The sequence below is a fragment of the Rubrivivax albus genome (assembly GCF_004016515.1).
GTDB lineage: Bacteria > Pseudomonadota > Gammaproteobacteria > Burkholderiales > Burkholderiaceae_C > Rubrivivax > Rubrivivax albus.
This window is the reverse complement of record NZ_SACT01000006.1, coordinates 18,507-44,576: the sequence shown is the minus strand read 5'-3', so window position 1 is coordinate 44,576 and position 26,070 is coordinate 18,507. Positions and strand designations below refer to the sequence as shown.

24 protein-coding genes are annotated in these 26,070 nt (G+C 71.3%); 14 read left to right on the top strand and 10 right to left on the bottom strand.

What is annotated here, in order from left to right; translation table 11 throughout:
• Positions 1-6: 6 nt before the first annotated feature.
• Together chrA and ENE75_RS16875 are read right to left on the bottom strand one after the other, a co-directional pair.
• On the bottom strand, positions 7-1,224 hold the full coding sequence (gene chrA / locus ENE75_RS16880) for a chromate efflux transporter (RefSeq protein WP_128199508.1): 1,218 nt from the start codon (positions 1,222-1,224) through the stop codon (positions 7-9).
• Positions 1,217-1,699: a MarR family winged helix-turn-helix transcriptional regulator gene (locus ENE75_RS16875; RefSeq protein WP_128199507.1), complete on the bottom strand. Its 483-nt coding sequence runs from the start codon at positions 1,697-1,699 to the stop codon at positions 1,217-1,219. Before ENE75_RS16875 ends, chrA begins: the two co-directional genes overlap by 8 nt.
• Positions 1,700-1,804: 105 nt before the next feature.
• On the opposite strand from ENE75_RS16875, the gene gtdA reads away from it, so the two are divergent.
• The 10 genes from gtdA (at position 1,805) to ENE75_RS25635 (ending at position 13,002) form a co-directional block, all read left to right on the top strand.
• Complete coding sequence (gene gtdA / locus ENE75_RS16870) at positions 1,805-2,839, top strand: gentisate 1,2-dioxygenase (RefSeq protein WP_128199721.1); 1,035 nt, start codon at positions 1,805-1,807, stop codon at positions 2,837-2,839.
• A gap of 519 nt (positions 2,840-3,358) precedes the next feature.
• Complete coding sequence (locus ENE75_RS16865; protein WP_128199506.1) at positions 3,359-4,960, top strand: FAD-dependent monooxygenase; 1,602 nt, start codon at positions 3,359-3,361, stop codon at positions 4,958-4,960.
• Complete coding sequence (locus tag ENE75_RS16860; protein ID WP_128199505.1) at positions 4,954-5,130, top strand: DUF2783 domain-containing protein; 177 nt, start codon at positions 4,954-4,956, stop codon at positions 5,128-5,130. Before ENE75_RS16865 ends, ENE75_RS16860 begins: the two co-directional genes overlap by 7 nt.
• 9 nt (positions 5,131-5,139) lie before the next feature.
• Positions 5,140-6,504, top strand: coding sequence for a Rieske 2Fe-2S domain-containing protein (locus ENE75_RS16855; RefSeq protein WP_128199504.1), 1,365 nt, complete (start codon positions 5,140-5,142; stop codon positions 6,502-6,504).
• A complete protein-coding gene (locus ENE75_RS16850) occupies positions 6,501-7,931 on the top strand; it encodes a type I glutamate--ammonia ligase (protein ID WP_128199503.1) in 1,431 nt (476 codons plus the stop codon). The genes ENE75_RS16855 and ENE75_RS16850 overlap by 4 nt, the downstream gene beginning before the upstream one ends.
• A gap of 9 nt (positions 7,932-7,940) precedes the next feature.
• Entirely contained in the window at positions 7,941-8,261 is a 321-nt protein-coding gene (locus ENE75_RS16845) for a 2Fe-2S iron-sulfur cluster-binding protein (RefSeq protein ID WP_128199502.1), read from the top strand.
• A complete protein-coding gene (locus ENE75_RS16840; protein ID WP_128199501.1) occupies positions 8,261-8,740 on the top strand; it encodes a TRAP transporter small permease in 480 nt (159 codons plus the stop codon). The genes ENE75_RS16845 and ENE75_RS16840 overlap by 1 nt, the downstream gene beginning before the upstream one ends.
• On the top strand, positions 8,737-10,059 hold the full coding sequence (locus ENE75_RS16835; protein ID WP_128199500.1) for a TRAP transporter large permease: 1,323 nt from the start codon (positions 8,737-8,739) through the stop codon (positions 10,057-10,059). Before ENE75_RS16840 ends, ENE75_RS16835 begins: the two co-directional genes overlap by 4 nt.
• A 92-nt stretch (positions 10,060-10,151) precedes the next feature.
• Positions 10,152-11,186, top strand: a complete 1,035-nt coding sequence (locus ENE75_RS16830) for a TRAP transporter substrate-binding protein (RefSeq protein ID WP_128199499.1) — start codon at positions 10,152-10,154, stop codon at positions 11,184-11,186.
• Positions 11,187-11,250: 64 nt separating this feature from the next.
• Entirely contained in the window at positions 11,251-13,002 is a 1,752-nt protein-coding gene (locus tag ENE75_RS25635; RefSeq protein ID WP_128199498.1) for a S8 family serine peptidase, read from the top strand.
• 36 nt (positions 13,003-13,038) lie between these two features.
• On the opposite strand, the gene ENE75_RS16820 is transcribed toward ENE75_RS25635, so the two are convergent.
• The 4 genes from ENE75_RS16820 to ENE75_RS16805 all read right to left on the bottom strand — a co-directional run bounded on the left by ENE75_RS16820 (position 13,039) and on the right by ENE75_RS16805 (position 16,798).
• Entirely contained in the window at positions 13,039-13,680 is a 642-nt protein-coding gene (locus ENE75_RS16820) for a Rossmann-fold NAD(P)-binding domain-containing protein (RefSeq protein WP_128199497.1), read from the bottom strand.
• 5 nt (positions 13,681-13,685) lie between these two features.
• A complete protein-coding gene (locus tag ENE75_RS16815; RefSeq protein WP_128199496.1) occupies positions 13,686-15,065 on the bottom strand; it encodes a DEAD/DEAH box helicase in 1,380 nt (459 codons plus the stop codon).
• Positions 15,066-15,204: 139 nt separating this feature from the next.
• On the bottom strand, positions 15,205-15,618 hold the full coding sequence (locus ENE75_RS16810) for a DUF4870 family protein (protein WP_128199495.1): 414 nt from the start codon (positions 15,616-15,618) through the stop codon (positions 15,205-15,207).
• Between the two features lie 49 nt (positions 15,619-15,667).
• On the bottom strand, positions 15,668-16,798 hold the full coding sequence (locus ENE75_RS16805; RefSeq protein ID WP_128199494.1) for an MFS transporter: 1,131 nt from the start codon (positions 16,796-16,798) through the stop codon (positions 15,668-15,670).
• Positions 16,799-16,967: 169 nt separating this feature from the next.
• On the opposite strand from ENE75_RS16805, the gene ettA reads away from it, so the two are divergent.
• The 3 genes from ettA (at position 16,968) to ENE75_RS16790 (ending at position 20,801) form a co-directional block, all read left to right on the top strand.
• Positions 16,968-18,632 (top strand): energy-dependent translational throttle protein EttA, encoded by a 1,665-nt coding sequence (gene ettA / locus ENE75_RS16800; protein ID WP_128199493.1) that lies wholly within the window; start codon positions 16,968-16,970, stop codon positions 18,630-18,632.
• A 304-nt stretch (positions 18,633-18,936) separates the two neighbouring features.
• Positions 18,937-20,022, top strand: coding sequence for a sensor histidine kinase (locus tag ENE75_RS16795; protein WP_128199492.1), 1,086 nt, complete (start codon positions 18,937-18,939; stop codon positions 20,020-20,022).
• Entirely contained in the window at positions 20,019-20,801 is a 783-nt protein-coding gene (locus ENE75_RS16790) for a LytR/AlgR family response regulator transcription factor (RefSeq protein WP_128199491.1), read from the top strand. Before ENE75_RS16795 ends, ENE75_RS16790 begins: the two co-directional genes overlap by 4 nt.
• Before the next feature lie 61 nt (positions 20,802-20,862).
• On the opposite strand, the gene ENE75_RS16785 is transcribed toward ENE75_RS16790, so the two are convergent.
• Positions 20,863-22,005: a trypsin-like serine protease gene (locus tag ENE75_RS16785; RefSeq protein ID WP_128199490.1), complete on the bottom strand. Its 1,143-nt coding sequence runs from the start codon at positions 22,003-22,005 to the stop codon at positions 20,863-20,865.
• 263 nt (positions 22,006-22,268) lie between these two features.
• Between ENE75_RS16785 and ENE75_RS16780 the strand changes: the two genes are divergently transcribed.
• Complete coding sequence (locus ENE75_RS16780; RefSeq protein WP_128199489.1) at positions 22,269-22,961, top strand: dienelactone hydrolase family protein; 693 nt, start codon at positions 22,269-22,271, stop codon at positions 22,959-22,961.
• A gap of 21 nt (positions 22,962-22,982) precedes the next feature.
• Here the strand turns inward: ENE75_RS16780 and ENE75_RS16775 are convergent, their stop codons facing one another.
• From ENE75_RS16775 to ENE75_RS16765, 3 genes are all read right to left on the bottom strand, one after another.
• A complete protein-coding gene (locus ENE75_RS16775; protein WP_128199488.1) occupies positions 22,983-23,747 on the bottom strand; it encodes a LytR/AlgR family response regulator transcription factor in 765 nt (254 codons plus the stop codon).
• Positions 23,744-25,069 (bottom strand): sensor histidine kinase, encoded by a 1,326-nt coding sequence (locus ENE75_RS16770; RefSeq protein WP_128199487.1) that lies wholly within the window; start codon positions 25,067-25,069, stop codon positions 23,744-23,746. Before ENE75_RS16770 ends, ENE75_RS16775 begins: the two co-directional genes overlap by 4 nt.
• A 98-nt stretch (positions 25,070-25,167) precedes the next feature.
• Entirely contained in the window at positions 25,168-26,070 is a 903-nt protein-coding gene (locus tag ENE75_RS16765) for an ROK family protein (protein ID WP_128199486.1), read from the bottom strand.

Genomic DNA, 26,070 nt, shown 5'->3' with positions numbered 1-26,070 from the left:
CGCCGGTCAGCCGCCGAGCAGGGCACCGGCCAGCGCCGCCAGTGCCACCACCCACAACGGCGAGACCTTGCCGACCACCAGCAGCCCGAAGGCGGACAGGGCCAGCGCGAAGTCGGCGCGCGAGCCGATGGCACTGGTCCACACCGGGTCGTACAGCGCCGCGGCCAGCACGCCGACCACGGCCGCGTTCAGGCCGGCCATCGTGCGCTGCATGCCGGCGCGGCGGCGCAGCGCCTCCCAGAAGGGCAGTGCGCCCGCAACGAGCAGGAAGGCTGGCAGGAAGATGGCCGCGAGCATGGCCAGCCCACCGACCCAGCCGCCGGCCCCTCCGCCCGAGGGTGCGGGCATCACCGCGCCCAGGTAGGCGGCGAACGTGAACAGCGGTCCGGGCACGGCTTGCGCTGCACCGTAGCCGGCCAGGAAGCCGGCGTTGTCCACCCAGCCCGGCGGTACCACGCCGGCCTGCAGCAGCGGTAACACCACGTGCCCGCCGCCGAACACCAGCGCCCCGGCCTGGTAGAACACCGCCGCCGCCTGCAGCCAGGGTTCCGGCCAGGCCGCCGCGGCCAGCGGCAAGGCCAGCAGCAGTGCCGCGCACAGCACCAGCAGCGCGGCACCGGTGCGGCGCGACACGCCGGCCGCCGCGTGGTCCTGCGGCGGCAGCGGCGGCAGGGTCAGGACCCAGCGGCCCAGCAGACCCCCGGCGACGATGGCGCCCAGCTGGGCGTGGGCGGTCGGCAGCGCCACGACCAGCAGCGCGGCACCGAAGGCGATGCCGGCGCGCGGGCGGTCGGGGCAGAGCGCGCGCGCCATGCCCCAGACGGCCTGCGCCACGACCGCCACCGCCACCACCTTCAAGCCATGCACGGCGCCGGACCCGGCCAGCGCGGGCCACTGCGCCACGCCGTAGGCAAAGGCGATCAGCAGCAGCGCCGACGGCAGCGTGAAGCCGACGAAGGCCGCCACCAGGCCCCACCAGCCCGCGCGCCGCAGGCCCAGCGCCATGCCGACCTGGCTGCTGGCCGGGCCGGGCAGGAACTGGCACAGCGCCACCAGGTCGGCGTAGTCGGCGTCGGCCAGCCAGCGGCGGCGCTCGACGAACTCGGTGCGGAAGTAGCCCAGGTGCGCGACCGGGCCACCGAAGGAGGTCAGGCCCAGTTTCAGGAAGGCCAGAAGCACCTCCAGCGGCGAGCCGGTGCGCCTGCCGGTCGTGGCCTCAGCCATCGGCACTGGGCCGGCTCGGTGCCCGGCTGGCCTCGTTGTTGGCCGCCACCAGCCGGCCCAGCAGGGCCATGAACTGCCGCCGTTCGGCGGCCGACAGCGGCGCCAGGATGCGCTGCTGCGCACGCTGCATGCCGGGCCACACGGCCGTCAGCAGGGCACGGCCGGCATCGGTGGCCACCAGCCGGCGCACGCGGCGGTCGTCCGGTGCGGCCTCTCGACGGACCAGGCCGCGCTTCTCGAGCCGGTCGACCACGCCGGCGGTGGTGGACGTGTCCAGGCCGATGCCGCCGGCCAGTGTGCGCTGGTCCATGCCCGGCTGGCGGACCACGCTGGCCAGGGCGGCGAACTGCACCGGCGTCAGGTCGTGCGCCGCGGTCTCGTCCATGAACAGGCCCACGGCGATCTGCTGCAGCCGGCGGATCTGGTAGCCGGGCAGGGAGTCCAGGGGCGGCAGGGCAGGGGGGGCGGCGGGCATGCGGGGGTTAACCCGGTTCGGTGGCCGGCAGTCTATTCCTACACTGATCGTCAGCATACTGATGAACTCCCGGAGCCTGCCGTGCATGCCAAGGCCGAGCCTGACGTGAGCCCCGACGACGTCGCCGCCCGGCGCGAGGCCTTCTACGCCCGTGCCGACACCCAGCACCTGGCCCCGTTGTGGACGCGGCTGAAGGCCCTGGTGCCCAAGCTGCCGGCGCACCAGCTTGTGCCCCATGTGTGGCACTACGATGACCTGCGGCCCCACGTGATGGAGTCGGCGCGGCAGATCTCGGCCGCCGAGGCCGAGCGCCGGGTGATGATCCTGGAGAACCCGGCGCTGCGCGGCAGCTCGCAGATCACGAACACGCTGTATGCCGGCCTGCAGCTGATCATGCCCGGCGAGGTGGCGCCGGCGCACCGCCACACGCAGAGCGCGCTGCGCTTCATCGTCGAAGGCTCGGGCGCCTACACGGCGGTGGACGGCGAGAAGACGATCATGCAGCCGGGCGACTTCGTCATCACGCCCAGCTGGACCTGGCACCACCACGGCCACGACGGTGACGGACCGATGGTCTGGCTGGACGGCCTGGACATCCCGATGTGCACCTTCTTCGGCAGCACCTTCCGCGAGGACCACGACCAGGCCGAGGCACCGGTGGCGCGCCCGGTGGGCGACGCGCTGGCGCGCTACGGCAGCGGCCTGCTGCCGGTGGGGTATGTGGCGAGGAACCTCAATTCGCCGGTCTTCAACTACCCCTGGGCACGCACCCGAGAGGCGCTGCACGCGCTGACGAAAGCCGGCGTGCCCGATGCCCACACTGGCCACCTGATGCGCTACGTGAACCCGGTGGACGGCGGCTGGGCCATGCCCACGATGGCCACGATGGTCCGCCTGCTGCCGGCCGGCTTCGCGACGCTGCCCTATCGGAGCAGCGACAGCATGGTGTTCACCACCGTGGAGGGCCGCGGTGAACTGCGCGTGGCGGACCAGGTGTTCGCGATGGGCCCGCGCGACATCGCCGTGGTGCCGGGTTGGATGCCGTATACCTTGCATGCCCGGGACGACTGGGCGCTGTTCTCGTATTCCGACCGCGTGGCGCAGGAGAAGCTGGGCTTGTGGCGGGAGGCCCGAGGGTGAACGGCGGCACATCAAAGTCCGGTTCCGACTCGATGCGGACACTTGCGCAGGGATCAGTGCCGCCGTTCAGCGTGGCCGGGGGTCCGGGCAGGCGTTCTCCGGCCCACGCTCGCGGGGCACTGCCCGTGGTGAGCCACCGACGAGGCTTCAACGCCGGCGTCGGTCTGTCACCGACGAGGCGACCGCGAATGGGGCCTGCGCCCGCCCACCCGAACCCCCGGCCCTCTTCAGCGTCGTGGCGTCTGGACCGAGGGGCAGCGAGCGGGTGTCGCAGGGTGGCGGTGGCGCCTGCGGGCGCAGGACCCATTCGCGGTTGCCTGGACGCTGACTCACCCCTGGCGGCGTTGAAGCCTCGGCCGCGGATCAACCATGGCAGCGCCCCGCGAGCGTGGGCCGGAGAACGCGGGCGACGCCGTCGCCCTGCTGCAGCGGCGGTGGAGCGCGAGGACCACGAGCGCTCGAACATGAACTTCCGCTCCGGGTCGAGACCGGACGTGTCCAGCGCCCAATTGCTCTGACATGCATCACCCCGACGCCACTCCCCGCCGGTCAATATATTTTGATTACCGCGTGCGCGCGCCGTCTCCGGCGGTGCCTACCGACGCGCCGGTGCTCATCGTGGGCGGCGGCCCCATCGGCCTGACCACGGCGCTCTTGTTGGCGCAGCAGGGCGTGCGCTGCCGGCTGCTGATGGCCGACCTGCAGGTCAGCGAGGGCAGCCGCGCCATCGTCTTCACGCGGCGCTCGATGGAGATTCTGCAGCAGGCCGGCGTGGCCGACGCCGTGGCCGCGCAGGGCCTCGCCTGGCGTTTCGGCAACTCCTTCTACCGCGGGCAACGCGTGTTCCGCATGGAAGCGCCGTTCCCCGAGGACGACCGCTTCGCGCCGATGACCAACCTGCAGCAGCAGGTGCTGGAGGAACTGCTGATCGCGCGCATCGCCGCCGAGCCGCGGGTCGAGCTGTGCTGGGGGCACAAGCTGGTGGCGCTGCACCGCAACGATGCCGGGGGCGCCGAGATCGAGGTCGACACGCCGGCGGGTCCCTATCGCCAGCCAGCCGCCTGGGTCGTGGCCGCCGACGGCGCACGCTCCACCTTGCGCCAGCTCTGCGCCCTGAAGCTGGAAGGTGCGGCCTACGAGGGGCGCTTCGTCATTGCCGACATCCGCGTCGACCTGCCGCTGCCCACCGAGCGCCTGGCCTTCTTCGACCCGGACTGGAACCGCGGCAACACCGTGCTGATGCACCGTGAGCCGCAGGGCATCTGGCGCATCGACTACCAGCTGCCGCCGGGCGAGGACCCGGCCGACGCACTGCGGCCCGAAGCGCTGAAGGCGCGCATCGACGCCCAGCTGGCGATGATCGGCCATGCCGGCGTGCCGTGGGAGATGGACTGGAGCTCGGTCTATTCGGCCCGCGCGCTGACCCTGCCCGACTACGTGCACCACCGCGTCTGCTTCGTCGGCGACGCGGCGCACCTGCTGCCCATCTTCGGCGTGCGCGGCGCCAACACCGGCTTCCAGGACGCGCAGAACATGGCCTGGAAACTGGGTCTGGTGGTGCGCGGCCTGGCCGGTCCCGCACTGCTGGCCAGCTACAACCACGAGCGCGTGGCCGCCGCGCGCGAAATCGTCGACGAAGCCGGCAAGAGCACGCGCTTCATGACGCCGCCCACACGCGGCTTCCGCCTGCTGCGCGACGCCGTGCTGTCGCTGAGCCTGACGCAGGCCTTCGTGCGGCCGCTGTACCACTGGCGCACGTCACGCCCGCACGACTACCTCGACTCGCCGCTGAACAGTGGCGCAGGCCCGGCCGGTGACCCGCTGCCCAACCTGAAGCTCGGTGAGGGCGACCACCTGCTGGACCGCGTCGCCGACGGTGCCGTGGTGCTGATGACCACGGCCCCCCGTGCCGACCTGGACGACGTGCTGCAGCGATGGCAGGCCCGCGGCCTGCGCTGCTCGGCGCTGGCCCTGCCGGCGCTCGAGCGCCTGGGCATGGCCGACGGCCACGCCTGGCTGCTGCGCCCGGATCAGCACGTCGCTGCGCGCTGGCAGACCGTGGATGCCGCCACCCTCGACACCGCCATTGCCACCCTGCTCGGAGGACCCGCCCCATGCTGACCCTGCCCGGCCTGGAAGCCACCTACGACAGCCTGGCCGAGGCCATCGACGCCGCCGGCGAGGCGCACAGCGAGAAGATGCTGGTCAAGCTGGTGCTGCTGCTGGCGCAGGACCTGGGCGATGCCGACCGCGTGGCGGCCCTGATAGCCACCGCCCAGGCCGACTTGTAGAGTGCCCGCATGAACGCCGAACAGAACGAGCGCATCACCCGCGTCGGTCCCGGCACGCCCTGCGGCGCGCTGATGCGCCACTACTGGCAGCCGGCAGCGCTGCTCGACGAGTTCGACCCGGCGTTGGACCCGCGCATGGCCGAGCGCCCGCTGAAGGCCGTGCGGCTGCTGGGCCAGGACTTCGTGCTGTTCCGCGATGCCGCCGGCGAGTGGGCGCTGCTGGACCGCGACTGCCCGCACCGGGGTGCCGACCTCGCCTTCGCCCGCCACGAGGGTGATGGCATCCGCTGCCCGTTCCACGGCTGGAAGTTCGCCGCCGACGGCCGCTGCCTGCAGACGCCGGCCGAGCCGATGGGCAGCACCTTGTGCAACCGCGTGCGCCAGCGCAGCTACCCGGTGCAGCTGCGTGCCGGCGTGCTGTTCGCCTGGCTGGGCCCGGAGGGCAGCACGCCGCCGCCGCTGCCGGACTTCCACTGCTTCAACGCGCCCGACAGCCATGTCTTCGCCTTCAAGGGCCTGTGGCAGTGCAACTGGCTGCAGGCCTTCGAGGTGGGCATCGACCCCAGCCACACCAGCTACCTGCACCGCTTCGAGCAGGACGCCGGCCTGGACGACGCCTACGGCCGCCAGTTCCGCAATGCCAGCAGCGGTGACGTGGATGGCGAGCGCTGGCCGATGACCCGCGTGATGCGCGAGTTCGGCAGCCCCGAGATCCGCCACGAGGAGCCGGCGCCGGGGCTGCGGCGCATCACCACGCTGCGGGCGATGAACGAGCGCCTCACGCACGTGCGCATCACCCACGCCGCCTTCCCGTACACCTTCGTGATCCCGCTGTCGGAGACGATGACGATCACGCAGATGCACGTGCCGGTGGACGACACGCACACCTACTGGTACAGCTTCTTCACCAGCTTCGATGCGCCGGTGGACCGCGACACCATGCGCAGCCAGCGCCTGGCGCACATGACGCTGCCGGACTACATCCCCAAGCACGGCCGCCATGACGCCTGGTGCTTCGACCCGGCCGAGCAGCGCAGCACCACCTTCCTGGGCATGGGCGAGGACGACATCAACCGCCACGACCAGTGGGCCGTGGAGAGCATGGGCGCCATCCAGGACCGCACGCGCGAGCACCTGGGCACCAGCGACAAGGTCATCATGGCCAACCGCCGTGAGCTGCTGAAGGCCATCGACACCGTGGCTGCCGGCGGCACGCCGCCGATGCCACGCCTGCCGGAAGGCGCCGGCCCGGCCGGCCCGGACACGATCGACGGCATCGCGCCGGCGCAGGGCTGGGAGGCCTGGTGGCGCGCGCGTGTGGCCGCCCGCGCGGCGGGCACGCCCTGGCTGGCCGAGAAAGCCACGCCCGCGTGACGTCGCTGGCACAACGCTGCGGCCTGCACGATGCCGCGCGTGCCGCGGCGTGCGACGCCTTGCGCGCCCGTGTGCGTGAGGCCGACGTGCGCCAGGTGCGGGTGGCCTGGGGTGACCTGCACGGATGGCTCCGCGGCAAGACGCTGATGCCGCACGCGCTGGATGCCGCGCTGATGGACGGTGTCGGCCTCGTGGGCACGCTGCTGCTGAAAGACACGTCGGACCGCACCGCGTTCAAGGTCTTCGAGCCCGGCGGGGCACCCGATGGCTTCGGCGGTGCGGCCAACCTGTGGCTGCTGCCCGACCCGGCCAGCTTCACGCTGCTGCCCTGGGCGCCGGGCACGGCCTGGGTGCTGGGCCAGCCCTGGTTCGCCGACGGCACGCCGGTGCTGCAGGACCCTCGGCGCGTGCTGCAGCGCGCGGTGGCGCGGCTGGCCGACGCCGGCTGGCGTCTGCGCTGCGGTCTGGAGGTCGAGTTCCACGTCTATCGCATCGTGGACGAGCGTCTGGACCCGGCCACCAGCACCTGGCCGCCCGAGCCGCCGGCGGTCGAGCTGATCCACCCGGGCTGGCAGTTACTGAGCGACGCGCATGCCGACCGCGTGGCGCCGGTGTTCGACATCGTGCGTGACACCGCCCTGGGCCTGGGTCTGCCGCTGCGCTCGCTGGAGATCGAGCTCGGCCCCAGCCAGGTGGAGGCGGTGTTCGACGCGATGGATGCGCTCGACGCCGCCGATGGCATGCTGCGCTTCCGCAACGGCGTGCAGCAGGCGCTGCGGCGCGCCGGGTACCACGCCAGCTTCGTCTGCCGGCCGCCGTTTCCCCAGGTTATGGCCAGCGGCTGGCACCTGCACCATTCGTTGGTCGATGCCGACGATCGCAACGCCTTCGCCGCCGCCGACGCGCCGCTGTCGGCCAAGGGCCGCCACTGGCTGGCCGGGTTGCTGGCCCATGCGGCCGGCGCCGCGGTGTTCGGCACCAGCACCACCAACGGCTTCGGCCGCTTCCGGCCACATGCGCTGGCGCCGATGCAGGTGGCCTGGGGGCGAGACAACCGCGGGGCCATGCTGCGCCTGGTCGGGGGTGTCGGCGACCCGGCCACGCGGATCGAGAACCGCATCGGCGAGCCCGCGGCCAACCCCTATGCCTACATCGCGGCGCAGATCCACGCGGGGCTCGATGGGCTGGCGCGCGGCCTGGAGCCGCCGCCACCCACCGAGTCGCCCTATGCCGAGGGCGGCGCGCCACTGCCCACCCGGCTGGGCAACGCGCTGGACGCGCTGCAGGCCGACGCCACGCTGTGCGACGCGATGGGCCGCGCCTTCGTCGAGACCTTCGTCGCCGTCAAGCGCCAGGAGCAGGCGCGCTGCGACGCCGCCGAAGACAAGGCCGAGTTCGACCGCCGCGAGTACTTCAGCCGCTTGTAGACCGATTCCATGCAGATCACCCTGATCGCCGCCGACGGCACGCGCCACGTGCTGGACGCCGGCCCTGGCCAGAGCCTGATGCGTGCTGCCACCAAGGCCGGCATCGACGGCATCGCCGCCGACTGCGGCGGTTGCCTGAGCTGCGCCACCTGCCACGTCTACGTGGACCCGGGCTGGGCGGAGCGGCTGCCGCCGGTGTCGGAGGACGAGGCGTCGATGCTGGAGATGACCGCCGCAGAGCGCCGGCCGGAAAGCCGCCTGAGCTGCGAGATCACGCTGACCGAATCGCTCGACGGTCTCGTCGTGCACCTGCCGGAGACCCAGTACTGATGCGCGCGCTCGAGTTCCTGGCCAAGGCCTGCGCGCTGCTGGCCGGCCTGCTGCTGACCACCGTCACGCTGATGACCTGCGCCAGCCTGATCGGCCGCAACACCACGGGCTGGACGATCATCGGCGACTTCGAGCTCACCGGCGTGGCCGCCGGTGCGGCCATCGCGCTGTTCCTGCCGCTGGGCCAGCTGCGGCGCGCCAACATCATCGTGGACTTCTTCACCCAGCGCACCGCGCCAGCCACGCGCGAGACGCTGGACCGTGTAGGCGCCGCGCTGCTGGCCGCGGCGATGGCGCTGCTGACCTGGCGCAGTGCGGTGGGTGGCCTGTCCGCCTGGGAGACCAAGGCCGAGACCATGATGCTGGGCTTCCCGGAATGGCCCGTCTATGCGGCCATCGTGCCGGCGCTGGCGCTGACCGGCGTGATCGCCGCGGTGCAGGCGGTGCGGGGCTTCGGCAGCGAAGAGGTCGCGGCATGACGCCGCTGATGCAGGCCGGCCTGCTGTTCGCGCTGATGCTGGCGCTGATGGCGGTGCGCGTGCCGATCGCGATCGCCATGTTCATCGCCGGCGCCGTGGGCTACGTGGAGCAGGCCGGCTGGGGGCCGCTGGCGGCCTTCCTGAACACCCAGGCCTTCGCGCGCTTTGCCAGCTACGACCTCAGCGTGATCCCGCTGTTCATCCTGATGGGCAACTTCGCCACCCAGGGCGGGCTGTCGCGGGCGCTGTTCGAGGTGGCGGCGGCGCTGATGGCGCGCGCCCGCGGCGGGCTGGCGATGGCCGCGGTGGTGGCCAGCGCGGCCTTCGGTGCCATCTGCGGCTCGTCCATCGCTACGGCGGCCACGATCACCCAGGTGGCGTTGCCGGAGATGAAGCGGCACGGCTACTCCGGTCGCCTGTCCACCGGCACGCTGGCCGCGGGCGGCACGCTGGGCATCCTGATCCCGCCGTCGGTGCCGCTCGTCATCTACGCCATCCTCACCGAGCAGAACATCGCCAAGCTGTTTGCCGCGGCGATGATCCCCGGCCTGATCGCCATGCTGGGCTACATGGTGGCCATTGCGCTGTACGTGCGCTGGGTGCCGGGCCATGCGCCGGACCACGACGAGGGTGAGATGCCCCGCCTCACCGCGCGCGCGCTCTGGGGTGTGGGGCCAATCGCGTTGATCTTCCTGCTCGTGTTCGGTGGCATCTACGGCGGCTGGTTCACGCCCACCGAGGGCGCCGCGGTCGGCGCGGCGGCCACCTTCGTCGCCGCACTGGCGCGGCGCGAGCTGACGTTCGCCAAGCTGGGGCAGTGCTTCTACGCCACGGCATCGGCCTCCGCGATGATCTTCCTGATCTTCCTCGGCGCCGACCTGATGAACGGCGCGCTGGCGCTGACCCAGGTGCCCAATCAGCTGGCCGAGATGGTGGCCGGCTGGGGCCTGTCGCCCTGGGCTGTGGTGGGCGCCATCCTGCTGTTCTACGTGGTCAGCGGCGCGGTGATGGACGAGCTGTCGGTGATCCTGCTGACCATCCCGATCTTCTTTCCGATGGTGATGGCGCTGGACTTCGGCATGCCGCAAGAGAGCGTGGCCATCTGGTTCGGCATCATGGTGCTGATGACGGTGGGCTTCGGCCTGCTGACGCCGCCGGTGGGGCTGAACGTCTACGTGGTCAACGGCATGGCGCCGGGTGTGCCCATCGCCGAGAGCTACCGCTGCGTGATCCCCTTCCTGGCCAGCGATGTGCTGCGCACGCTGCTGCTGTTCTTCGTGCCGCCATTGTCCCTGTGGCTGGTGGGCTTCGTGGGCTGACCATCCCGGATCAACCCCGATAGGGAAAACCGCGTCGCCAGCGCGTCCGCTGGCCGGTACCTTGCCGGGCATTCGACTCAGGAGGATTCCCGATGAAACGCCGCACCTTCGTCACCGGCGCTGCTGCCGCTGCCAGCCTCGGTACGCCGCTGGCCGCACTGGCACAGCAGACCGTGACGCTGAAGTTCCACACCTTCATGGCGCCGCTGTCCAACGTCTGGCTGCTGATGCACAAGCCGTGGATGGAGAAGGTGGAGAAGGAGTCCGGCGGCCGCATCAAGTTCGAAGGCTACCCGGCCATGCAACTGGGCGGCACGCCGGCGCAGCTGTACGACCAGGCGCGCGACGGCGTCGTGGACATCGTCTGGACCTTGCCCGGCACCACGGCGGGGCGCTTCCCGCGCATCGAGGTCTTCGAACTGCCGTTCATGATGAACCACGCCGAGGCCACGTCCAAGGCCTACTGGGAGTACTTCCAGACCGAGTGCCCCGACGAGTTCAAGGAGACCCAGGTGCTGGCGCTGCACGTGCACGGCCCGGGCATGTTCCACAGCGCGAAGAAGCTCATCAAGTCGCCGGCGGACCTGCGCGGCATGAAGGTGCGCGGGCCCACGCGCCAGGTCACCAAGATGCTGGCCAGTGTGGGCGCCACGCCGGTGGGCATGCCGCTGCCGGGCATCCCGGACGCGCTGAGCAAGGGCACCATCGACGCCTGCGTCATCCCCTGGGAGGTGGTGCCGGCGGTCAAGGTGCACGAGCTCACCAAGTTCCACACCGAGTTCGACAACTCCGGCCCGGCGCTCTACACCACCACCTTCGTGATGGCCATGAACAAGGCGAAGTACGACGGCCTGGCGCCCGACCTGAAGAAGGTCATCGACGCCAATTCGGGCCTCGCCACGTCGGCCTGGCTGGGCAAGACGCAGCAGGGCAACGACCCGCTGGGCCGCAAGGCGGCCGAGGACCGCGGCAACACCATCTACAAGGTGCCGGCCGATGTGCGCGAGCAGTTCATCAAGCTGTCCTCGCCGATCGACGACCTCTGGGTCAAGGACATGGACGGGCGTGGCTACGACGGCAAGAAGCTGCTGGCGCGAGCCAAGGAACTGATCGCCAAGCACGCCTGAGCGCGGGCGAGACAAAGCAAGAACAGAAGGGCCGCCATCGCGGCCCGTTTTTGGTGGAGGGTGGATGACTTCGACAGGAATCCTGGCGCGCGCGTGCGCCATCGCAGGCGTGGCGCTGGTGACGGCTGCTTCCGCCTCGGCGGCCGACGGCCGCTACATCGTCAAGTTCCGTGACCTGCAAGGCGCAGCGTCGGCAGTGCAGGCCGCCGGCGGGCGCGTGGCGCTCGAACTTCGGCCCCAGCGTGCGCTGGCGGCCCAGCTGCCGGCCGCCGCGGTGGAGGCCTTGCGCCGCCATCCGCTGGTGGAATACGTGGAAGTGGACGCCCGCCGCTATCCGCTGGCGCAGAGCGTGCCCTACGGCATCCCGATGGTGCAGGCCAACGACCCGGTGTTCACGGGCAACGCCGCCAGCGGCAGCAACACCACGGTGTGCATCATCGACTCGGGCTACCAGCGCGCGCACGAGGATCTGCCCGACACCAACGTCACCGGCACCAACGACAACGGCAGCGGCAACTGGGCCGAGGACACCTGCGGCCACGGTTCGCACGTGGCCGGCACCATCGCCGCCAGCAACAACAGCCTGGGCGTGCTGGGGGTGGTGGGCAACGGCAACCTGCACCTGCACATCGAGAAGGTGTTCAGCGGGGCCGACTGCGGCTGGGCCTACTCGTCGTCGCTGGTCACGGCGCTGAACCGCTGCGTGGCGGCCGCCGGCAGCAACCGGCTGGTGATCAACATGAGCCTGGGCGGCAGCACGTCCAGCCGCACCGAACGCAACGCCTTCGACAACGCCTATGCCAACGGCGTGCTGCCGATCGCGGCGGCCGGCAACGACGGCAACACGCGCACCAGCTACCCGGCGGGCTATGCCGGCGTGGTGTCGGTGGCGGCGGTGGACGCCGCTGGCGTGGTGGCCGATTTCTCCCAGCAGAACAGCGACGTGGAACTGGCCGCCCCCGGGGTCGGTGTGGTGTCGACGACGCCGTTCAAGGCGTCGACGCTGAGTGCCGGTGGCGCGTACTGGATCGGCACCGACATCGACGGCTCGGCGCGCACCAGCGTGAACGGTGCGCTGGTCGATGGCGGCGAGTGCACTGCCGCTGGCGCCTGGACCGGCCGTGTGGTGCTCTGCCGGCGGGGCACCATCAGCTTCGCCGACAAGGTGGCCAACGTGGTGTCCGGCGGCGGTGTCGGCGCAGCCATCTACAATAACGAAGCCGGCGGCTTTGCCGGCACGCTCAACGGCAGCAGCACGATCCCGGCGATCAGCATCAGCGATGCCGATGGCGCCGCGGCGCTGGGCCGGCTGGGCAATATCGCCACCCTGGACAACACCGCCGGTGTGGGCAACGGCTACGAGGCCTATGACGGCACCTCGATGGCCACGCCGCACGTGGCCGGGGTGGCGGCGCTGGTGTGGAGCCTGAACCCGACGCGCAGCGCCGCCGACATCCGCGAGGCGCTGCAACTGACCGCCATCGACAAGGGCGCGGCCGGCCGCGACAACGCCTACGGCTTCGGCATCATCCAGGCGAAGGCGGCGCACGAACTGCTGCAGACGCCCGTGGTGGTGACGGCGCCCACCCTGAACGGCGTGACCAGCGTGCGCAAGAAGGGCAGGACCTACGCGCGCCTGAGCTGGGCGGGCGGCAGCAGTGCCCAGGTCGATGTGCGGCGGGACGGCGTCGTGGTGCAGACCACCGCCAACGACGGCAGCACCGACGACGGGCCGCTCGGCAGTGGCAGCTACGGCTACCAGGTCTGCGCCGCCGGCACCAGCACCTGCTCGGCCACGGTCGTGTTCAGCTTCTGACGGCGATCCGCTGGCGCGGCAGTGCCTTCGGGTCGTTCAACGGCCCAGGCGCTGCAGCGCTGCTGAATCCAGCACCGTCACACCGGCGGCGGGTGACGCGAGACTGCGCAACAGGGCGCGTGCGACGACGTCGGCGGCGATCGGCCGCCAGGCCGACGGGATCAGCCCGCCGATCGCACGCGACAAGGCCTGCCCGATCCGTTCGCCGTGGCGCTCGGGCTGGCCGAGTGCGCTGCGGTCACCCAGCAGCAGGGATGGGCGGGCGATCACCAGGGACGCGAAGCCGACGCTCGCCAGCGCGGCCTCGGTCTCGCCCTTGACGCGGCTGTAGAAGTTCTTCGAGCGTGCATCCGCGCCCAGTGCCGACACCAGGGCAAAGCGCGTCACGCCGGCCGCCTGGGCGGCGCGCGCGAAGGCGAGCACGGCGTCGTGGTCGACGGCGCGGAACGCCGCCTGCGAGCCCGCCACCTTGATCGTCGTGCCCAGGCAGCAGTAGGCCGACTGCGCCGCCGGCAGCGCCGGCAGTTGGCCGAAGTCCACGACCTGCACAAGACACGCGGGGGAGGGCGCGGGCACCGGACGCCGCACCAGCATGTGCATCGTGCCAGGCCCGGCCCAAGTACGGGCCAGTGCCTGGCCGATCAGGCCAGTCGCGCCGGCCAGCAGCGCATCGGCCATGCCGCTCAGCGGCGCGGGCCGCCGCGGCTGGCGCCGCCGGAAGCGGGGCGCCCGCCGTCACGGCGCGGGCCGCCGCCGCCCGGACGGCCACCACCACCGCCGGACGGGCGACCGCCGCCACCACCGCCACCGCCACCCGGGCGGCCGCCACGGCCACCGCCACCACCGCCAGCATTGCGGCGCGTGCCGCCGACACCGATGGTCATGCGGCCCAGCACGATGGGTTCGGCCTTCTCGCCGGCCGGCGGTTCGAAGCCGGGGATGGTCTCGCGCGGAATGCTGCGCTTGATCAGCTTCTCGATGTCCTTGAGGAACAGTTCCTCGTCCAGGCACACCAGCGAGATCGCCTCGCCCTGGGCGCCGGCGCGGCCGGTGCGGCCGATGCGGTGCACGTAGTCCTCGGGCACGTTGGGCAGCTCGAAGTTCACCACGTGCGGCAGCTGGTCGATGTCGATGCCGCGGGCGGCGATGTCCGTGGCCACCAGCACCTGCAGCGTGCCGGCCTTGAACTCCGACAGCGCCTTGGTGCGCGCGCCCTGGCTCTTGTTGCCGTGGATGGCCATCGCGGTGATGTCCTGCTCGTTCAGAAACTCTGCCAGCCGGTTGGCGCCGTGCTTCATGCGCGTGAACACCAGCACCTGGTGCCAGTCGCCCTGCTTGATCAAGTGCGCCAGCAGGGCCTTCTTGCGGTCGCGGCCCACGGGGTGGATCTTCTGCGCGATGGTCTCGGCGGTGGCGTTGCGGCGCGCCACCTCGATCAGCGCCGGCTGGTTCAGCAGGCGGTCGGCCAGGGCCTTGATCTCGTCGCTGAAGGTGGCGCTGAAGAGCAGGCTCTGCTTCTTGGCCGGCACGATGGCCAGCACCTTCTTGATGTCGTGGATGAAGCCCATGTCCAGCATGCGGTCGGCTTCGTCGAGCACGAAGATCTGCACGTGGCTGAGGTCCAGCGTGCCCTGCTGGTGGTGGTCCAGCAGGCGGCCCGGCGTGGCCACGAGGATGTCCACGCCCTTGCGCAGACGGTCGATCTGCGGCTGCATGCCTACGCCGCCGAACATCACCATGCTGGTCAGCGGCAGGAACTTGCCGTAGGTGCGCACGCTTTCCTCCACCTGCGCGGCGAGTTCGCGGGTGGGGGTGAGGATCAGTGCGCGGATGGCGATGCGGCCGCGCGCGTCGCGCGCCGGCTTCTGCGCCGCCAGGCGGTGCAGCATCGGCAGCGTGAAGCCGGCGGTCTTGCCGGTACCGGTCTGGGCGCCGGCCATGAGGTCGCCGCCGCCCAGCACGGCCGGGATGGCCTGGGCCTGGATGGGCGTGGGAGTGTCGTAGCCCTGCTCGCGAACGGCGCGCAGGATCGGCTCGGCCAGGCCGAGGTCGGTGAATTGCATGCTGAGGGGCCCGCGTGGCGGGCGTGGTCGCGGCCTGCTGACGCCCGTGGCGGGCGCTCCAGTCGTCAGGCGCGAAGCTGAGGAGAGGTCGAGATCGACGGCGCGGTGGCGACTGGGGGCCACCGCATTGACCGCGAGTTTACCCTGGCATGGGCATGGGCTGATGGTCCTTCAAGCGCAGCCAGCCGCGGGCAATTCGGTAGATCGCCCAGATGCCCAGCAGGAACAGGCCCAGCGCCCAGGTGGCGATGCCGATGATGACCAGCGTCAGCGGGAACGACACCAGGGCCACCAGCAGCGCCCAGGCCAGTGCGTACCAGAAGGTGCGGATCGCCCAGGTGAAATGTGATTCCAGCCAGGTGCCGCGCGCGTCACCGCGCTTCACGTAGCTGATGATGACCGCGATGATCGACGGCCAGCCGAACAGGAAGGAGCCGATGACGCTGGCGGCACCGAAGGCGCCCAGCACCAGACCCAGCGCGTGCAGCGCATAGACGATGTGCATCGTCGTCACGAGGCCTTCCGGGGCTTCGACGGTCATCACCTGGTTCATGGGTTCGATTCCTCCTACGTTGATGAGATCGGGTCGATGGCCCCGGGTTTCAAGGGGTGGGCTCGAAGCGCAGCAACAGCCATGCCGCGATGCCGAACGGTACCGCGATCCACGTCAGGTGCACCAGGCCGACCTGCATCACGGCCACGCCACCGATGGCGGCGCCCAGCGCCGTGCCGACGTAGAGCATCGACGCGTTCAGTGACAGCAGCAGGGGTGCGTGTTGTGGTGCCATCTGGGCCAGGCGGGCCTGCTGCGGCGCCATGAGGCCGAAACCGGCGCAGCCCCAGGTCACCAGCACCGTCAGCATCCAGCCCGGGTGCCCCGCGGTCAGCGGCAGCAGCGCCTGCATGAGCACCAGGACGGCCAACAGCACCAACATCGTGCGCCACGGCCCCAGGCGGTCGGCGGCGACACCGCCCAGCAGCGTGCCGGCCACCCCGGACAGGCCGAAGGCGGTCAAGGTCCAAGACACGCCCAGGCCGCCCTCGGGCACCAGGGCCCGGATCAGCGGCGCGATGTACGAGAAGGCTGTGAAGATCGCCGTGAAGTACAGCAGCGTGACGGCCAACGCCGCGCGCACATGCGGCTGCCGCAGGACGGCCCCCATGCCCTGGAAGCTGGCGCCGGGCGCCGTGATGTCAGCGGGTACCCTCCAGGCAGCCAGCAAGGTCATCGCTGTGCTGGCGACGGTCATCAGCCACAGCGCGGCCTGCCAGCCGTGCTGGCGGCCGACCCAGGCGCCCAGCGGCACGCCGACCACGTAGCTCAGGCTGACGCCCAGGAAGGCCAGCGACAAGGCCTGGCCGCGGCGCGCCGGGGCCACGGCCGCGAGCACGATGCCGGCGCCGATGGGCGTAAACATCGAGCCCAGCCCCATCAGCATGCGCCCGGCATACAGCAGGCCGAGGTTGGTCGCCACCGCGGCCAGCGCATTGCCGGCCGTGAACAGCGCCAGCGCGAACAGCAATGCCCGTCGCCGCGGCCAGTGGCCGGTGGCCACCAGCATCATCGGCGCCAACACGGCGGTGGCCAGGGCGTAGGCCGACATGGCCTGTCCGGCCGCGGCCATGCTCACGTCCAAGCCAGAGGCGATCAGGTCGACGATGCCCGAGACGACGAAGGCCGACGATCCGATGACGAGGTTGCCAAGGGCGATCAGGTGGAGCAGCGGGGGCACGGGACGGGACCGTAGCAGGCTTAGGCCGCATGTGCTGCCACTGTGCGGGATAATCCGCGTTTGTTCGCCGCGCGGGCGCATGCACATGTGCCCGCTGCGCAAGCCGCGCGCAGGCCTGCCAGGCCTGCGAGGCGCGGCACCACGCCAGCACACCAAGAGAACGCACCCCATGGCCCAGTACGTCTACACGATGAACCGCGTCAGCAAGATCGTGCCGCCCAAGCGGCAGATCTTGAAGGACATCAGCCTGTCGTTCTTCCCCGGCGCGAAGATCGGCGTGCTGGGCCTCAACGGCGCCGGCAAGTCGACGCTGCTGAAGATCATGGCCGGCATCGACAAGGACATCGAGGGCGAGGCCGTGCCGATGCCCGACCTGAAGATCGGCTACCTGCCGCAGGAACCGCAGATCGACCCGGAGCAGACCGTGCGCGAGTCGGTGGAGCAGGGCATCGGCGGTGTGCTGGCGGCCAAGAAGCGGCTCGACGAGGTCTATGCCGAGTACGCCGAGCCGGATGCCGACTTCGACAAGCTGGCCGCCGAGCAGGCCGAGCTGGAGGCCATCATCGCCGCGGCCGGCAGCGAGAACACCGACCTGCAGCTGGAACTGGCCGCCGACGCGCTGCGCCTGCCGCCCTGGGACGCCAAGATCGGCGTGCTCTCCGGCGGCGAGAAGCGCCGCGTGGCGCTGTGCCGGCTGCTGCTGAGCAAGCCCGACATGCTGCTGCTCGACGAGCCCACCAACCACCTGGACGCCGAGAGCGTGGAGTGGCTGGAACAGTTCCTGCAGCGCTTCCCGGGCACCGTGGTGGCCATCACCCACGACCGCTACTTCCTGGACAACGCCGCCGAGTGGATCCTGGAACTCGACCGCGGCTACGGCCACCCGTACAAGGGCAACTACTCCGACTGGCTGGACCAGAAGGAGAAGCGCCTGGAGCTGGAACAGAAGAAGGAAGACGCGCGCATCAAGGCGATGAAGGAGGAGCTCAAGTGGGTGCGGTCCAACGCCAAGGGCCGGCAGGCCAAGAGCAAGGCGCGCCTGGCCCGCTTCGAGGAACTGAGCGACGTCGACTACCAGCGCCGCAACGAGACCAACGAGATCTTCATCCCGGTGGCCGAGCGCCTGGGCAACGAGGTCATCGAGTTCAAGAACGTCACCAAGAGCTTCGGCGACCGCTGCCTGATCGACAACCTGAGCTTCAAGGTGCCGCCAGGCGCCATCGTCGGCATCATCGGCCCCAACGGTGCCGGCAAGTCCACGCTGTTCCGCCTGATCCAGGGCGTGGAGCAGCCCGACAGCGGCGAGGTGGTCATCGGCAAGACCGCGCACCTGGCCTTCGTCGACCAGAGCCGCGCCAGCCTGGCCAACGACAAGACCGTGTGGGAGGACATCTCCGGCGGCCTGGACAACATCGTCGTCGGTCCGTTCACGATGCCCAGCCGCGCCTACCTGGGCCGCTTCAACTTCAAGGGCAACGACCAGCAGAAGCTGGTGGGCCAGCTCTCCGGCGGCGAGCGCGGCCGGCTGCACCTGGCCAAGACCCTGGCCCAGGGCGGCAACGTGCTGATGCTCGACGAGCCGTCGAACGACCTGGACGTGGAAACTCTGCGCGCGTTGGAGGAAGCCTTGCTGGAGTTCGCCGGCAGCGCGATGGTGATCAGCCACGACCGCTGGTTCCTCGACCGCATCTGCACCCACATCCTGGCCGCCGAAGGCGACAGCCAGTGGGTCTTCTTCAACGGCAACTACCGCGAGTACGAGGAAGACAAGCGCAAGCGCCTGGGCGAGGAGGGCGCCAAGCCCCACCGCCTGCGCTTCAAGCCGATCAGGTGAGCCAGGACGTACGACAGTGCCTACGCACTGTCGTACGCCTGGCGAACAGTCTGCACGCGTCTTGCGCGTGCAACCTCCGAGGCGGGACGACGAACCGTGCCTGCGCACGGTTTCTCGCCTGCCGAACGGCCTGCGCGCGTCTCGCGCGCGCGGCCTCCGAGGCCGCAAGCCCACCGAACGGCCTGCGCAGGTCTTGCGCCCGCAGCCGCGGGGCGCCGCCACTCACGCCCCGCCGGCCGTCGTTCGTCGCAGCGACACCCTTCGGGCCTTGTGCGCGACTGCAGCGGCGCTACGCTGCGCGACCATGCACATCGCCACCGAACCGAGTCCGTCGCCCTGGGCCGCGCTGAGCCTGCGCAGCGTGCTGGTCGCGCTGGGCCTGGGCCTGGCGGCGGCAGCGGCGCTGAACCCGATCTTCATCACGCCGTTCCCCATTCTGCTGGGGCGCACCGTCTTCCTGGCGATGGCGCTGCTGCTGACCTACGTGGCCACCGGCGCCGTCCTGCAGCGGCTGCTGCCGTCGCGGGTGCCCGCCTGGGGACGGCAGACCCTGCAGGTGGTGGCGGTGGCGGTGGCCGCGCCCATCGCCGCCTTCATCGGTGCCACCGTGTCGGCCGGCGGCAGCGTCGGCACGGTGCTGGACACACCGGCACGCATGCTGGGCTTCCTGTGGATCGCGGCGGTGGCACTGATCCTGGGCCTGGTCATCACCGCCGCGGCGCTGCTGCGCGAACGTGAGCACCGCGAGGCCGAGCAGGCGCTGCAGTTCGCGCTGGAACGCAGCCGGCTCGAGAAGCAGGCGCTCGATGCACGCATGAACCTGCTGCAGGCGCAGATCGAGCCGCACTTCCTGTTCAACACGCTGGCCAACGTGCAGGCCCTGGTGGAGGCCGGCTCGCCACGCGCGGCGCCGGTGCTTGCGAGCCTGATCGCCTACCTGCGCGCCGCCGTGCCGCGCCTGCACGATGGCGTACCGACGCTGGGCCGCGAACTCGAACTCGTGCGCGCCTACCTGGCGCTGATGCAGATGCGCATGCCCGATCGCCTGCGCTTCAGCGTCGATGTGCCGGCACCGCTGGCGGACCGCCGGTTCCCGGCGATGGCGCTGCTGACGCTGGTGGAGAACGCCGTGCGCCACGGCATCGACCCGGCCGAGGACGGCGGGGCCATCGACGTCGGCGGGGCCGTCGCGGACGACGGCACCCTGCGCGTGTGGGTGGCCGACACCGGCGTGGGCATGGCCGATCAGGCGGCCCCGGGCACGGGTCTGAACAACCTGCGTGATCGCCTGGCGGCGTTCTTCGGGCCGGGTGCCATACTGCAGTTGTCGGAATCGGCGCCACACGGCCTGCGTGCCGAACTGGTGATCCCGCAGGAGTCGGCGGCATGACCCCGGCCACGCCTGTCACCGCGCTGATCGCCGACGACGAGCCGTTGCTGCGCGAACGCCTGGCCCAGCACCTGGCCCAGGCCTGGCCCGGACTGCAGGTGGTGGCGCAGGCACGCAATGGCCGCGAGGCGCTGGAACTGTTCGACGAACTGCAGCCGCGCATCGCCTTCCTGGACGTGCACATGCCCGGGCTCAATGGCATCGAGACCGCGCGCGGCATCGGGCGGCGCGCCGAGATCGTCTTCGTCACGGCCTACGAACAGTACGCCGTGCAGGCCTTCGAACAGGGCGCGCTGGACTACCTGGTCAAGCCGTTCGAGCCGGCGCGCCTGGGCGAGACGGTGCGCCGGCTGCAGCAGCGCCTGGGCGGCCAGGCGGTCGCGCCGGAGACCCTGGAGCCGGTGCTCGAGCGTCTGGCCGACGAACTGCGCCGGCGGCAGGGCGCGCCCGGCGGCTGGCTGCAGTGGATCCGGGCATCGGTGGGCAACAGCGTGCGCCTGATCCCGGTGCAGGAGGTGGTCTACCTCAAGAGCGACGAGAAGTACACGCTGGTGGTCTGGCCGGGCGGCGAGGCGCTGATCCGCAAGACCATCCGCGAACTGGCCGACGAACTGGACCCGGACCGCTTCGTGCAGGTGCACCGCTCGGTCATCGTCAACCTGCACCAGGTGGCGCAGGTGGTGCGCGGCGCCAACGAGACCGCCGACGTGCACCTCAAGGGTCGGCCCGAGGTGCTGCCCGTCAGCCGCAGCTACCTGCACCTGTTCCGGCAGATGTAGGTCCGGAAAGGCCGAAGGCCACGCCGGGTGGCGTGGCCTTCGGGTGTCGGCGCGATGCGGGTCAGACAGCGCGACGGCGGCGGGCGATCCCGCCCACGGCCAGCAGGCCCAGCGCCATCAGGCCGTAGGTGCCGGGTTCCGGCACCATCTGCGCGGCGATCCAGTCGGCGTGGATGTAGGTGGGCACATAGCCGCTGAACTCGCCGAAGCCGTTGTTCAGGCCGCCGCCGAGGTCGCCGAAGTCGGTGCCGAAGGTCAGGCCGTAGCTGTTCACCGCGGCGATCATGCCGTCGATGAAGTTCGGGCCGCCGCTGTCACCGCCGGCCACGCCCACTTCGCGGGCGCCGACACCGAGGTCATTGAACGCGTTCGATCCGAAGGCCTGGGCGATCAGCCCGGCCTGGTCGTTGGCCGCCAGGCCGTTGTCGAAGTCGGACACGAAGCTGAACTCGACGTCGGCCGAGCCGAAGAAGCCGTCGGTGAAGAACCCGTCGAAGGCGGCGTTGCCCCAGGCGTAGTCGTACATGTTGTCGCCCTGGCGCAGGCGGCCGGTGAAGCCGACGCTGCCGGCGTCACCGGTGCCGATACGGCCATAGCCGGCGACGTTGAAGTCCTTGCCGGTCAGGTCGCCGCCGGTGTAGATGCCGTACGACGAGGCCCACTCCGGCGCCATTTCCGACAGACGCAGCACGGCGATGTCGTTCTGGTCGATGACCTCGCCGGTGTAGTTCGGGTTGACGAAGTACTGCGACACCGTCACCTGCGTGGCCGGGTTCGGGAAGGTGTAGATGCGCTGGTCGGGCGCCATGCCACCCGGCGGCTGGAACAGGATGGTGGTCGTCAGCGGGTTGGCCGTGCCGGCGCCGTCGGACACGCAGTGCGCCGCGGTCAGGACGGACATGCGGTCGGGCAGCAGGGTGCCCGAGCAGATGAAGGCGCCGCCCGGGCCGTAGTCCATCAGCATGCCGACGACGCCGCTGTAGCCGGGGAAGGACGGGTGGTACAGGAAGCTGCCCAGCAGGTCGTCGAACCCGGTACCGGTACCGCCGGGCGCGGCGCCGGTGAGCAGGCTCTGAGCCGTCCAGTTCAGGCCGCTGGTGGAACCCGAGGCCACCTTTGGGGTCAGGGCGAAGGCCTGGGTGGCGGCGCCGGCCAGCAGGACGGCTGCGGCCAGCGCAACGGGCAGTCGGTTCAAGCGTGACATCTCTTGGCTCTCCAGGAAGGCGTGCCTCGCGGCGTTCAACGACGCCTCGAGGCCCACAGGGCGTTGAAAACGTCACGGTAGCATGGTGACTGCATCGTTCAGAACCTAACGATGCCTGGCCCCCCGTGTTCCGGGGGGCGGGCTTCCACCGAGCGCTCGTGTCCGTCCACCATGCACCTCGACGAAGCCTTGGCGTACGCTTGGTGCTCAAGGCGGGCGCGCGTGCCTGCCATGCCGTGACAGCATGCAGGAAAGGATCGACCATGGCCCAGACCATCAGCTTCGACCGCCCGGATGGGCAGTCCGTCTCCGGCTACCTGGCCGACCCGGGCATCGACGGCGCGTCCGGCGTGGTCGTGATCCAGGAGTGGTGGGGCCTGAACGACCAGATCCGGGGCGTGGCCGATCGCCTCGGGCTGGCCGGCTACCGGGCCCTGGTGCCGGACCTGTACCGCGGCCAGAGCACCGTGGAGGCCGAAGAGGCGCACCACCTGATGTCGAACCTGAACTTCGGTGACGCCGCGTCGCAGGACGTGCGCGGTGCGGTGCAGGCGCTGAAGGCCCGCGGCTGCCCCAAGGTGGGTGTCACCGGCTACTGCATGGGCGGTGCGCTGACGGTGCTGGCGCTGACGATGGCGCCCGAGGCCGATGCCGGCGTGGTCTGGTACGGCTACCCGCCACTGGAGTTCGTCGACGCCAGCAGGATCCAGGCACCGATGATGGCGCACTGGGCCACTCAGGACGGCGCCTTCGCGATCGACGGCGTCGACGCGCTGGAAGCCAGGCTCACGGCCGCCGGCGTGCGCTACACCGGCCACCGCTACCTGGCACACCATGGTTTTGCCAACGAGACCGCGCAGGGGCCGGGGCGGATTGCGATGACGCAGTACGACGCCGCCTGGGCCCAGGTGGCCTGGGACCGCACGCTGCGCTTCTTCGGCGCCCACCTGGGCTGAAGGCCGCGCCGGCGAACCGCGTCACATCGGCTTGAAGCGCCAGGCGTAGGCCTGGCTGACCGGCAGCGTCTCGGCGTGGTCCTTCAGGTGCAGCGTGATGCGGCCCATGTCGTCGCGCACGGCTCCCGCGATGCGATCGGCGCGCACGACCACACCGCGGTGCACCTGCCACCAGCGCTCCGCGTCCAGGCCGGTCATGAGCTCGCGCAGCGGCTTGCGCACGTGGGCCTCGTCGCCGGCGGTGACGACGCGCGTGTACTTCTCGTCGCTCTGGAAGAACAGCACCTCGTCGATGGCGAACAGCTTGACGATGTCGCCGGCGCTGGCGCTGATCCAGCGCAGCGGGGGTGCCTCGGCGGCGGCCCGGCCCTGCAGGCGCAGGGCCAGCTGGTCGACCACGGCGTCGAGATCGGGCACCGGCGCGGCACCGCCAAGGCGCGCCTGCAGGCGCTGCACGGCCTGCGCCAGGCGCGCGGCGTCGATGGGCTTGAGCAGGTAGTCCACCGCGCCGGCCTCGAAGGCCTCGACGGCGTGGCTGTCGTAGGCGGTGGTGAAGACCACGTGACAGCGGCCGCTCGCGGCGCGGGCCACGTCCAGGCCGCTGCGGCCCGGCATGCGGATGTCCAGGAAGGCGATGTCCGGCCGATGCGTGTCGAGCGCCTCGATCGCCGCCGGCCCGTGCTCGCACTCGGCCACGATCTGCAGCGCGGGCCAAGCCTGGCCGAGCATGCGCACGAGCTCGGCGCGGGGCAGGTCCTCGTCGTCGGCGACGATGGCGGTGGTCATGGGGCCTCCTTGGTTGTCGGTGGGTCCTGCGGGACGGCGATCGTTGCCGCCACGCCACCTTCGGGCCTCGCACGCAGCACCAGTTCGGCGCGGCCGGCGTAGAGCTGCTGCAGCCGTTCGCGCAGGTTCGCCAGCCCCAGCCCGCTGCCGGCATCGGCGCCGGCGGCACCACCGAAGCCGACGCCGTCGTCGGCCACCGTGACGGCCAGGCGTCCCTGCTCGTCGATGCAGGCCTGCACGGCAATGCACGCCGCGCCGACCTTGGGCTCCACGCCGTGCTTGACGGCGTTCTCCGCCAGCGAGATCAGCATCAGCGGCGGGAACGGGCGTGCGCCCAGATCGGGTGGCACGTCGATCTCGACCGCCAGCCTGGGCATGCGCGACTGCATCAGCGCCAGGTAGGCGCGCACCAGGGCCATCTGCCCGTCCAGCGTGGCTGCCACGCCGCCATCGCTGCGCAGGCGGGGGATGGCCGCGCGCAGGTAGGCCACCAGCCGGTCGACCATGTCGCTGGCACGTGCCGGGTCGGTGGCGATGGCGCTGCGCACACCGGCCAGGGTGTTGAACAGGAAATGTGGCTCCACCTGCGCCGCCAGCACCGACAGCCGGACCTCGGCGTCGCGCCGTCGGGTCTGCGCCTCCTCCAGTTCGCGCTGGCGGGCCAGCGCCGCCAGGGCCTCGCGCTCGCGGCGCAGCGCACCGATGCCCAGGCCGCCGGCCAGCAGGAAGGTGACCACCGCGCCGCTCAGGCCGTTCATCAGGTGCGCCGGATCGTCGTCGCTTTCGGCCCCGGCCCCGGCCTCCGGCGACGCTGCGGGCGCCGGCGCCGGGACACGGTCGGCCCGTGTCACGGTCAGGCCAAAGGCCAGCACGGTGCGGATGCGGCGCCCCTGCTCGTCGACCTGCCCGGTGGCTTCGGCCACGGCCTGTTTCAGCGGCTCGGCCAGCCACTGGTTGAACGCGAGCTGGGTGGCCACCACAGCGCCCATCACGCCCCACAGCGCCCAGGTCTCCCGGCGCAGCGGCCAGCCGCGGGCGCGCACCCACCCGGCCAGCCACGGCCCGGCCAGCAGCGGCCAGAACGCGTTGACCAGCAACTGGGCCGACCCGGCATAGGGTCGTTCCGCGGGCGCGTTGTTCCAGAAAATCACCGACAGCGTCAGCAGCAACCCGGCCGTGGGCAGCAGGGCCACCAGCAGCCGGCCGCGTCGCCAGCCCCGGCTGAACACCGGCCAGCGGCGGTAGCGCGTCAGCCAGCCCTGGCCGCTGCCGCTGAGGGCCGGCGGCAGGGGCTGGTCCAGGGCCAGGTCGGAGGTGGGCATGGCGGTCAGCTTAGCCGCGGGGCGGCACGACGAGGCGCCGTGCGACGGACACGGTCGTGCGGGCGACGAAGCCCCGACGGCCAGGAGCGAACCCCGGGTCAGCGCCAGAGCCAGGCGGCGCCGCGCACGCCGGAGGCATCGCCGTGCGCCGCGGTCACCAGCCGCGTGCGGGGGGGCGCGCTGCTGCCTGCGGCGAAGATCCACCGCGCCCAGCGTGCACGCACCGCCTGGGTCAGGCCAGGCAGCCGCGAGACCCCGCCGGCGAGCACGATGACGTCGGGGTCCAGCAGGTTGATGACCCCTGCCAGCGCGCGGGCCAGGCGGCTTGCGTGACGGTCCAGCGTGGCCCGGGCTGCCGCGTCCCCGGCTGCGGCGGCTTCGGCGATGCGTTCGACGGCGAGACTCGGGGTGCCATGGTCACGGGCGATGCCCGGGCCGCTGAGCCAGGTTTCCACGCAGCCCCGATGCCCGCAGTAGCAGGCGGGTGCGCCACGGATTTCGGTGTCATCGGGCCAGGGCAGGGGGTTGTGGCCCCATTCGCCCGCCAGGCCGTTGGCCCCGGCGAGCACCCGGCCGTGCACGGCGATGCCACCGCCCACGCCGGTGCCCAGGATGACGGCGAAGACCACGTCGGCGCCGGCCGCGGCACCGTCGGTGGCCTCCGACAGCGCCAGGCAGTTGGCATCGTTGGCCAGGCGCAAGGGCCGGGCGAGCAGCCGTTCGAGATCGGCCTGAAGCGGCTGGCCGTTGAGGCAGGTGGAGTTGGCGTTCTTGACCCGGCCGTCGGCGGCCAGGCTGCCGGGGTGGCCGACGCCGACATGGGCCACCGGGCCGCGGGCGGCTTCGGCCCGCTGCACCAGGCCTGCCACCGCGTGCAGCGTGGCCGCGTAGTCGCCGGCCGGGGTGGGCACCCGTTCGCGCCAGACGGCCTGGCCGTCGGCGTCGAGCAAGGCGGCTTCGGTCTTCGTGCCGCCGAGGTCGATGCCCAGCGCCAGGCCCAT

What these genes read in the sequence shown, in the direction of transcription:
- ENE75_RS16790 (WP_128199491.1), top strand. Translation starts at nt 20,019, where the DNA reads ATGACCCCGGCCACGCCTGTCACCGCGCTGATCGCCGACGACGAGCCG.
- ENE75_RS16810 (WP_128199495.1), bottom strand. Translation starts at nt 15,618, where the DNA reads ATGAACCAGGTGATGACCGTCGAAGCCCCGGAAGGCCTCGTGACGACG.
- ENE75_RS25635 (WP_128199498.1), top strand. Translation starts at nt 11,251, where the DNA reads ATGACTTCGACAGGAATCCTGGCGCGCGCGTGCGCCATCGCAGGCGTG.
- ettA (WP_128199493.1), top strand. Translation starts at nt 16,968, where the DNA reads ATGGCCCAGTACGTCTACACGATGAACCGCGTCAGCAAGATCGTGCCG.
- ENE75_RS16830 (WP_128199499.1), top strand. Translation starts at nt 10,152, where the DNA reads ATGAAACGCCGCACCTTCGTCACCGGCGCTGCTGCCGCTGCCAGCCTC.
- ENE75_RS16785 (WP_128199490.1), bottom strand. Translation starts at nt 22,005, where the DNA reads ATGTCACGCTTGAACCGACTGCCCGTTGCGCTGGCCGCAGCCGTCCTG.
- ENE75_RS16815 (WP_128199496.1), bottom strand. Translation starts at nt 15,065, where the DNA reads ATGCAATTCACCGACCTCGGCCTGGCCGAGCCGATCCTGCGCGCCGTT.
- ENE75_RS16865 (WP_128199506.1), top strand. Translation starts at nt 3,359, where the DNA reads ATGCATCACCCCGACGCCACTCCCCGCCGGTCAATATATTTTGATTAC.
- ENE75_RS16845 (WP_128199502.1), top strand. Translation starts at nt 7,941, where the DNA reads ATGCAGATCACCCTGATCGCCGCCGACGGCACGCGCCACGTGCTGGAC.
- ENE75_RS16855 (WP_128199504.1), top strand. Translation starts at nt 5,140, where the DNA reads ATGAACGCCGAACAGAACGAGCGCATCACCCGCGTCGGTCCCGGCACG.
- ENE75_RS16820 (WP_128199497.1), bottom strand. Translation starts at nt 13,680, where the DNA reads ATGGCCGATGCGCTGCTGGCCGGCGCGACTGGCCTGATCGGCCAGGCA.
- ENE75_RS16795 (WP_128199492.1), top strand. Translation starts at nt 18,937, where the DNA reads ATGCACATCGCCACCGAACCGAGTCCGTCGCCCTGGGCCGCGCTGAGC.
- ENE75_RS16835 (WP_128199500.1), top strand. Translation starts at nt 8,737, where the DNA reads ATGACGCCGCTGATGCAGGCCGGCCTGCTGTTCGCGCTGATGCTGGCG.
- ENE75_RS16875 (WP_128199507.1), bottom strand. Translation starts at nt 1,699, where the DNA reads ATGCCCGCCGCCCCCCCTGCCCTGCCGCCCCTGGACTCCCTGCCCGGC.
- ENE75_RS16775 (WP_128199488.1), bottom strand. Translation starts at nt 23,747, where the DNA reads ATGACCACCGCCATCGTCGCCGACGACGAGGACCTGCCCCGCGCCGAG.
- chrA (WP_128199508.1), bottom strand. Translation starts at nt 1,224, where the DNA reads ATGGCTGAGGCCACGACCGGCAGGCGCACCGGCTCGCCGCTGGAGGTG.
- ENE75_RS16840 (WP_128199501.1), top strand. Translation starts at nt 8,261, where the DNA reads ATGCGCGCGCTCGAGTTCCTGGCCAAGGCCTGCGCGCTGCTGGCCGGC.
- ENE75_RS16770 (WP_128199487.1), bottom strand. Translation starts at nt 25,069, where the DNA reads ATGCCCACCTCCGACCTGGCCCTGGACCAGCCCCTGCCGCCGGCCCTC.
- ENE75_RS16765 (WP_128199486.1), bottom strand. Translation starts at nt 26,070, where the DNA reads ATGGGCCTGGCGCTGGGCATCGACCTCGGCGGCACGAAGACCGAAGCC.
- ENE75_RS16860 (WP_128199505.1), top strand. Translation starts at nt 4,954, where the DNA reads ATGCTGACCCTGCCCGGCCTGGAAGCCACCTACGACAGCCTGGCCGAG.
- ENE75_RS16780 (WP_128199489.1), top strand. Translation starts at nt 22,269, where the DNA reads ATGGCCCAGACCATCAGCTTCGACCGCCCGGATGGGCAGTCCGTCTCC.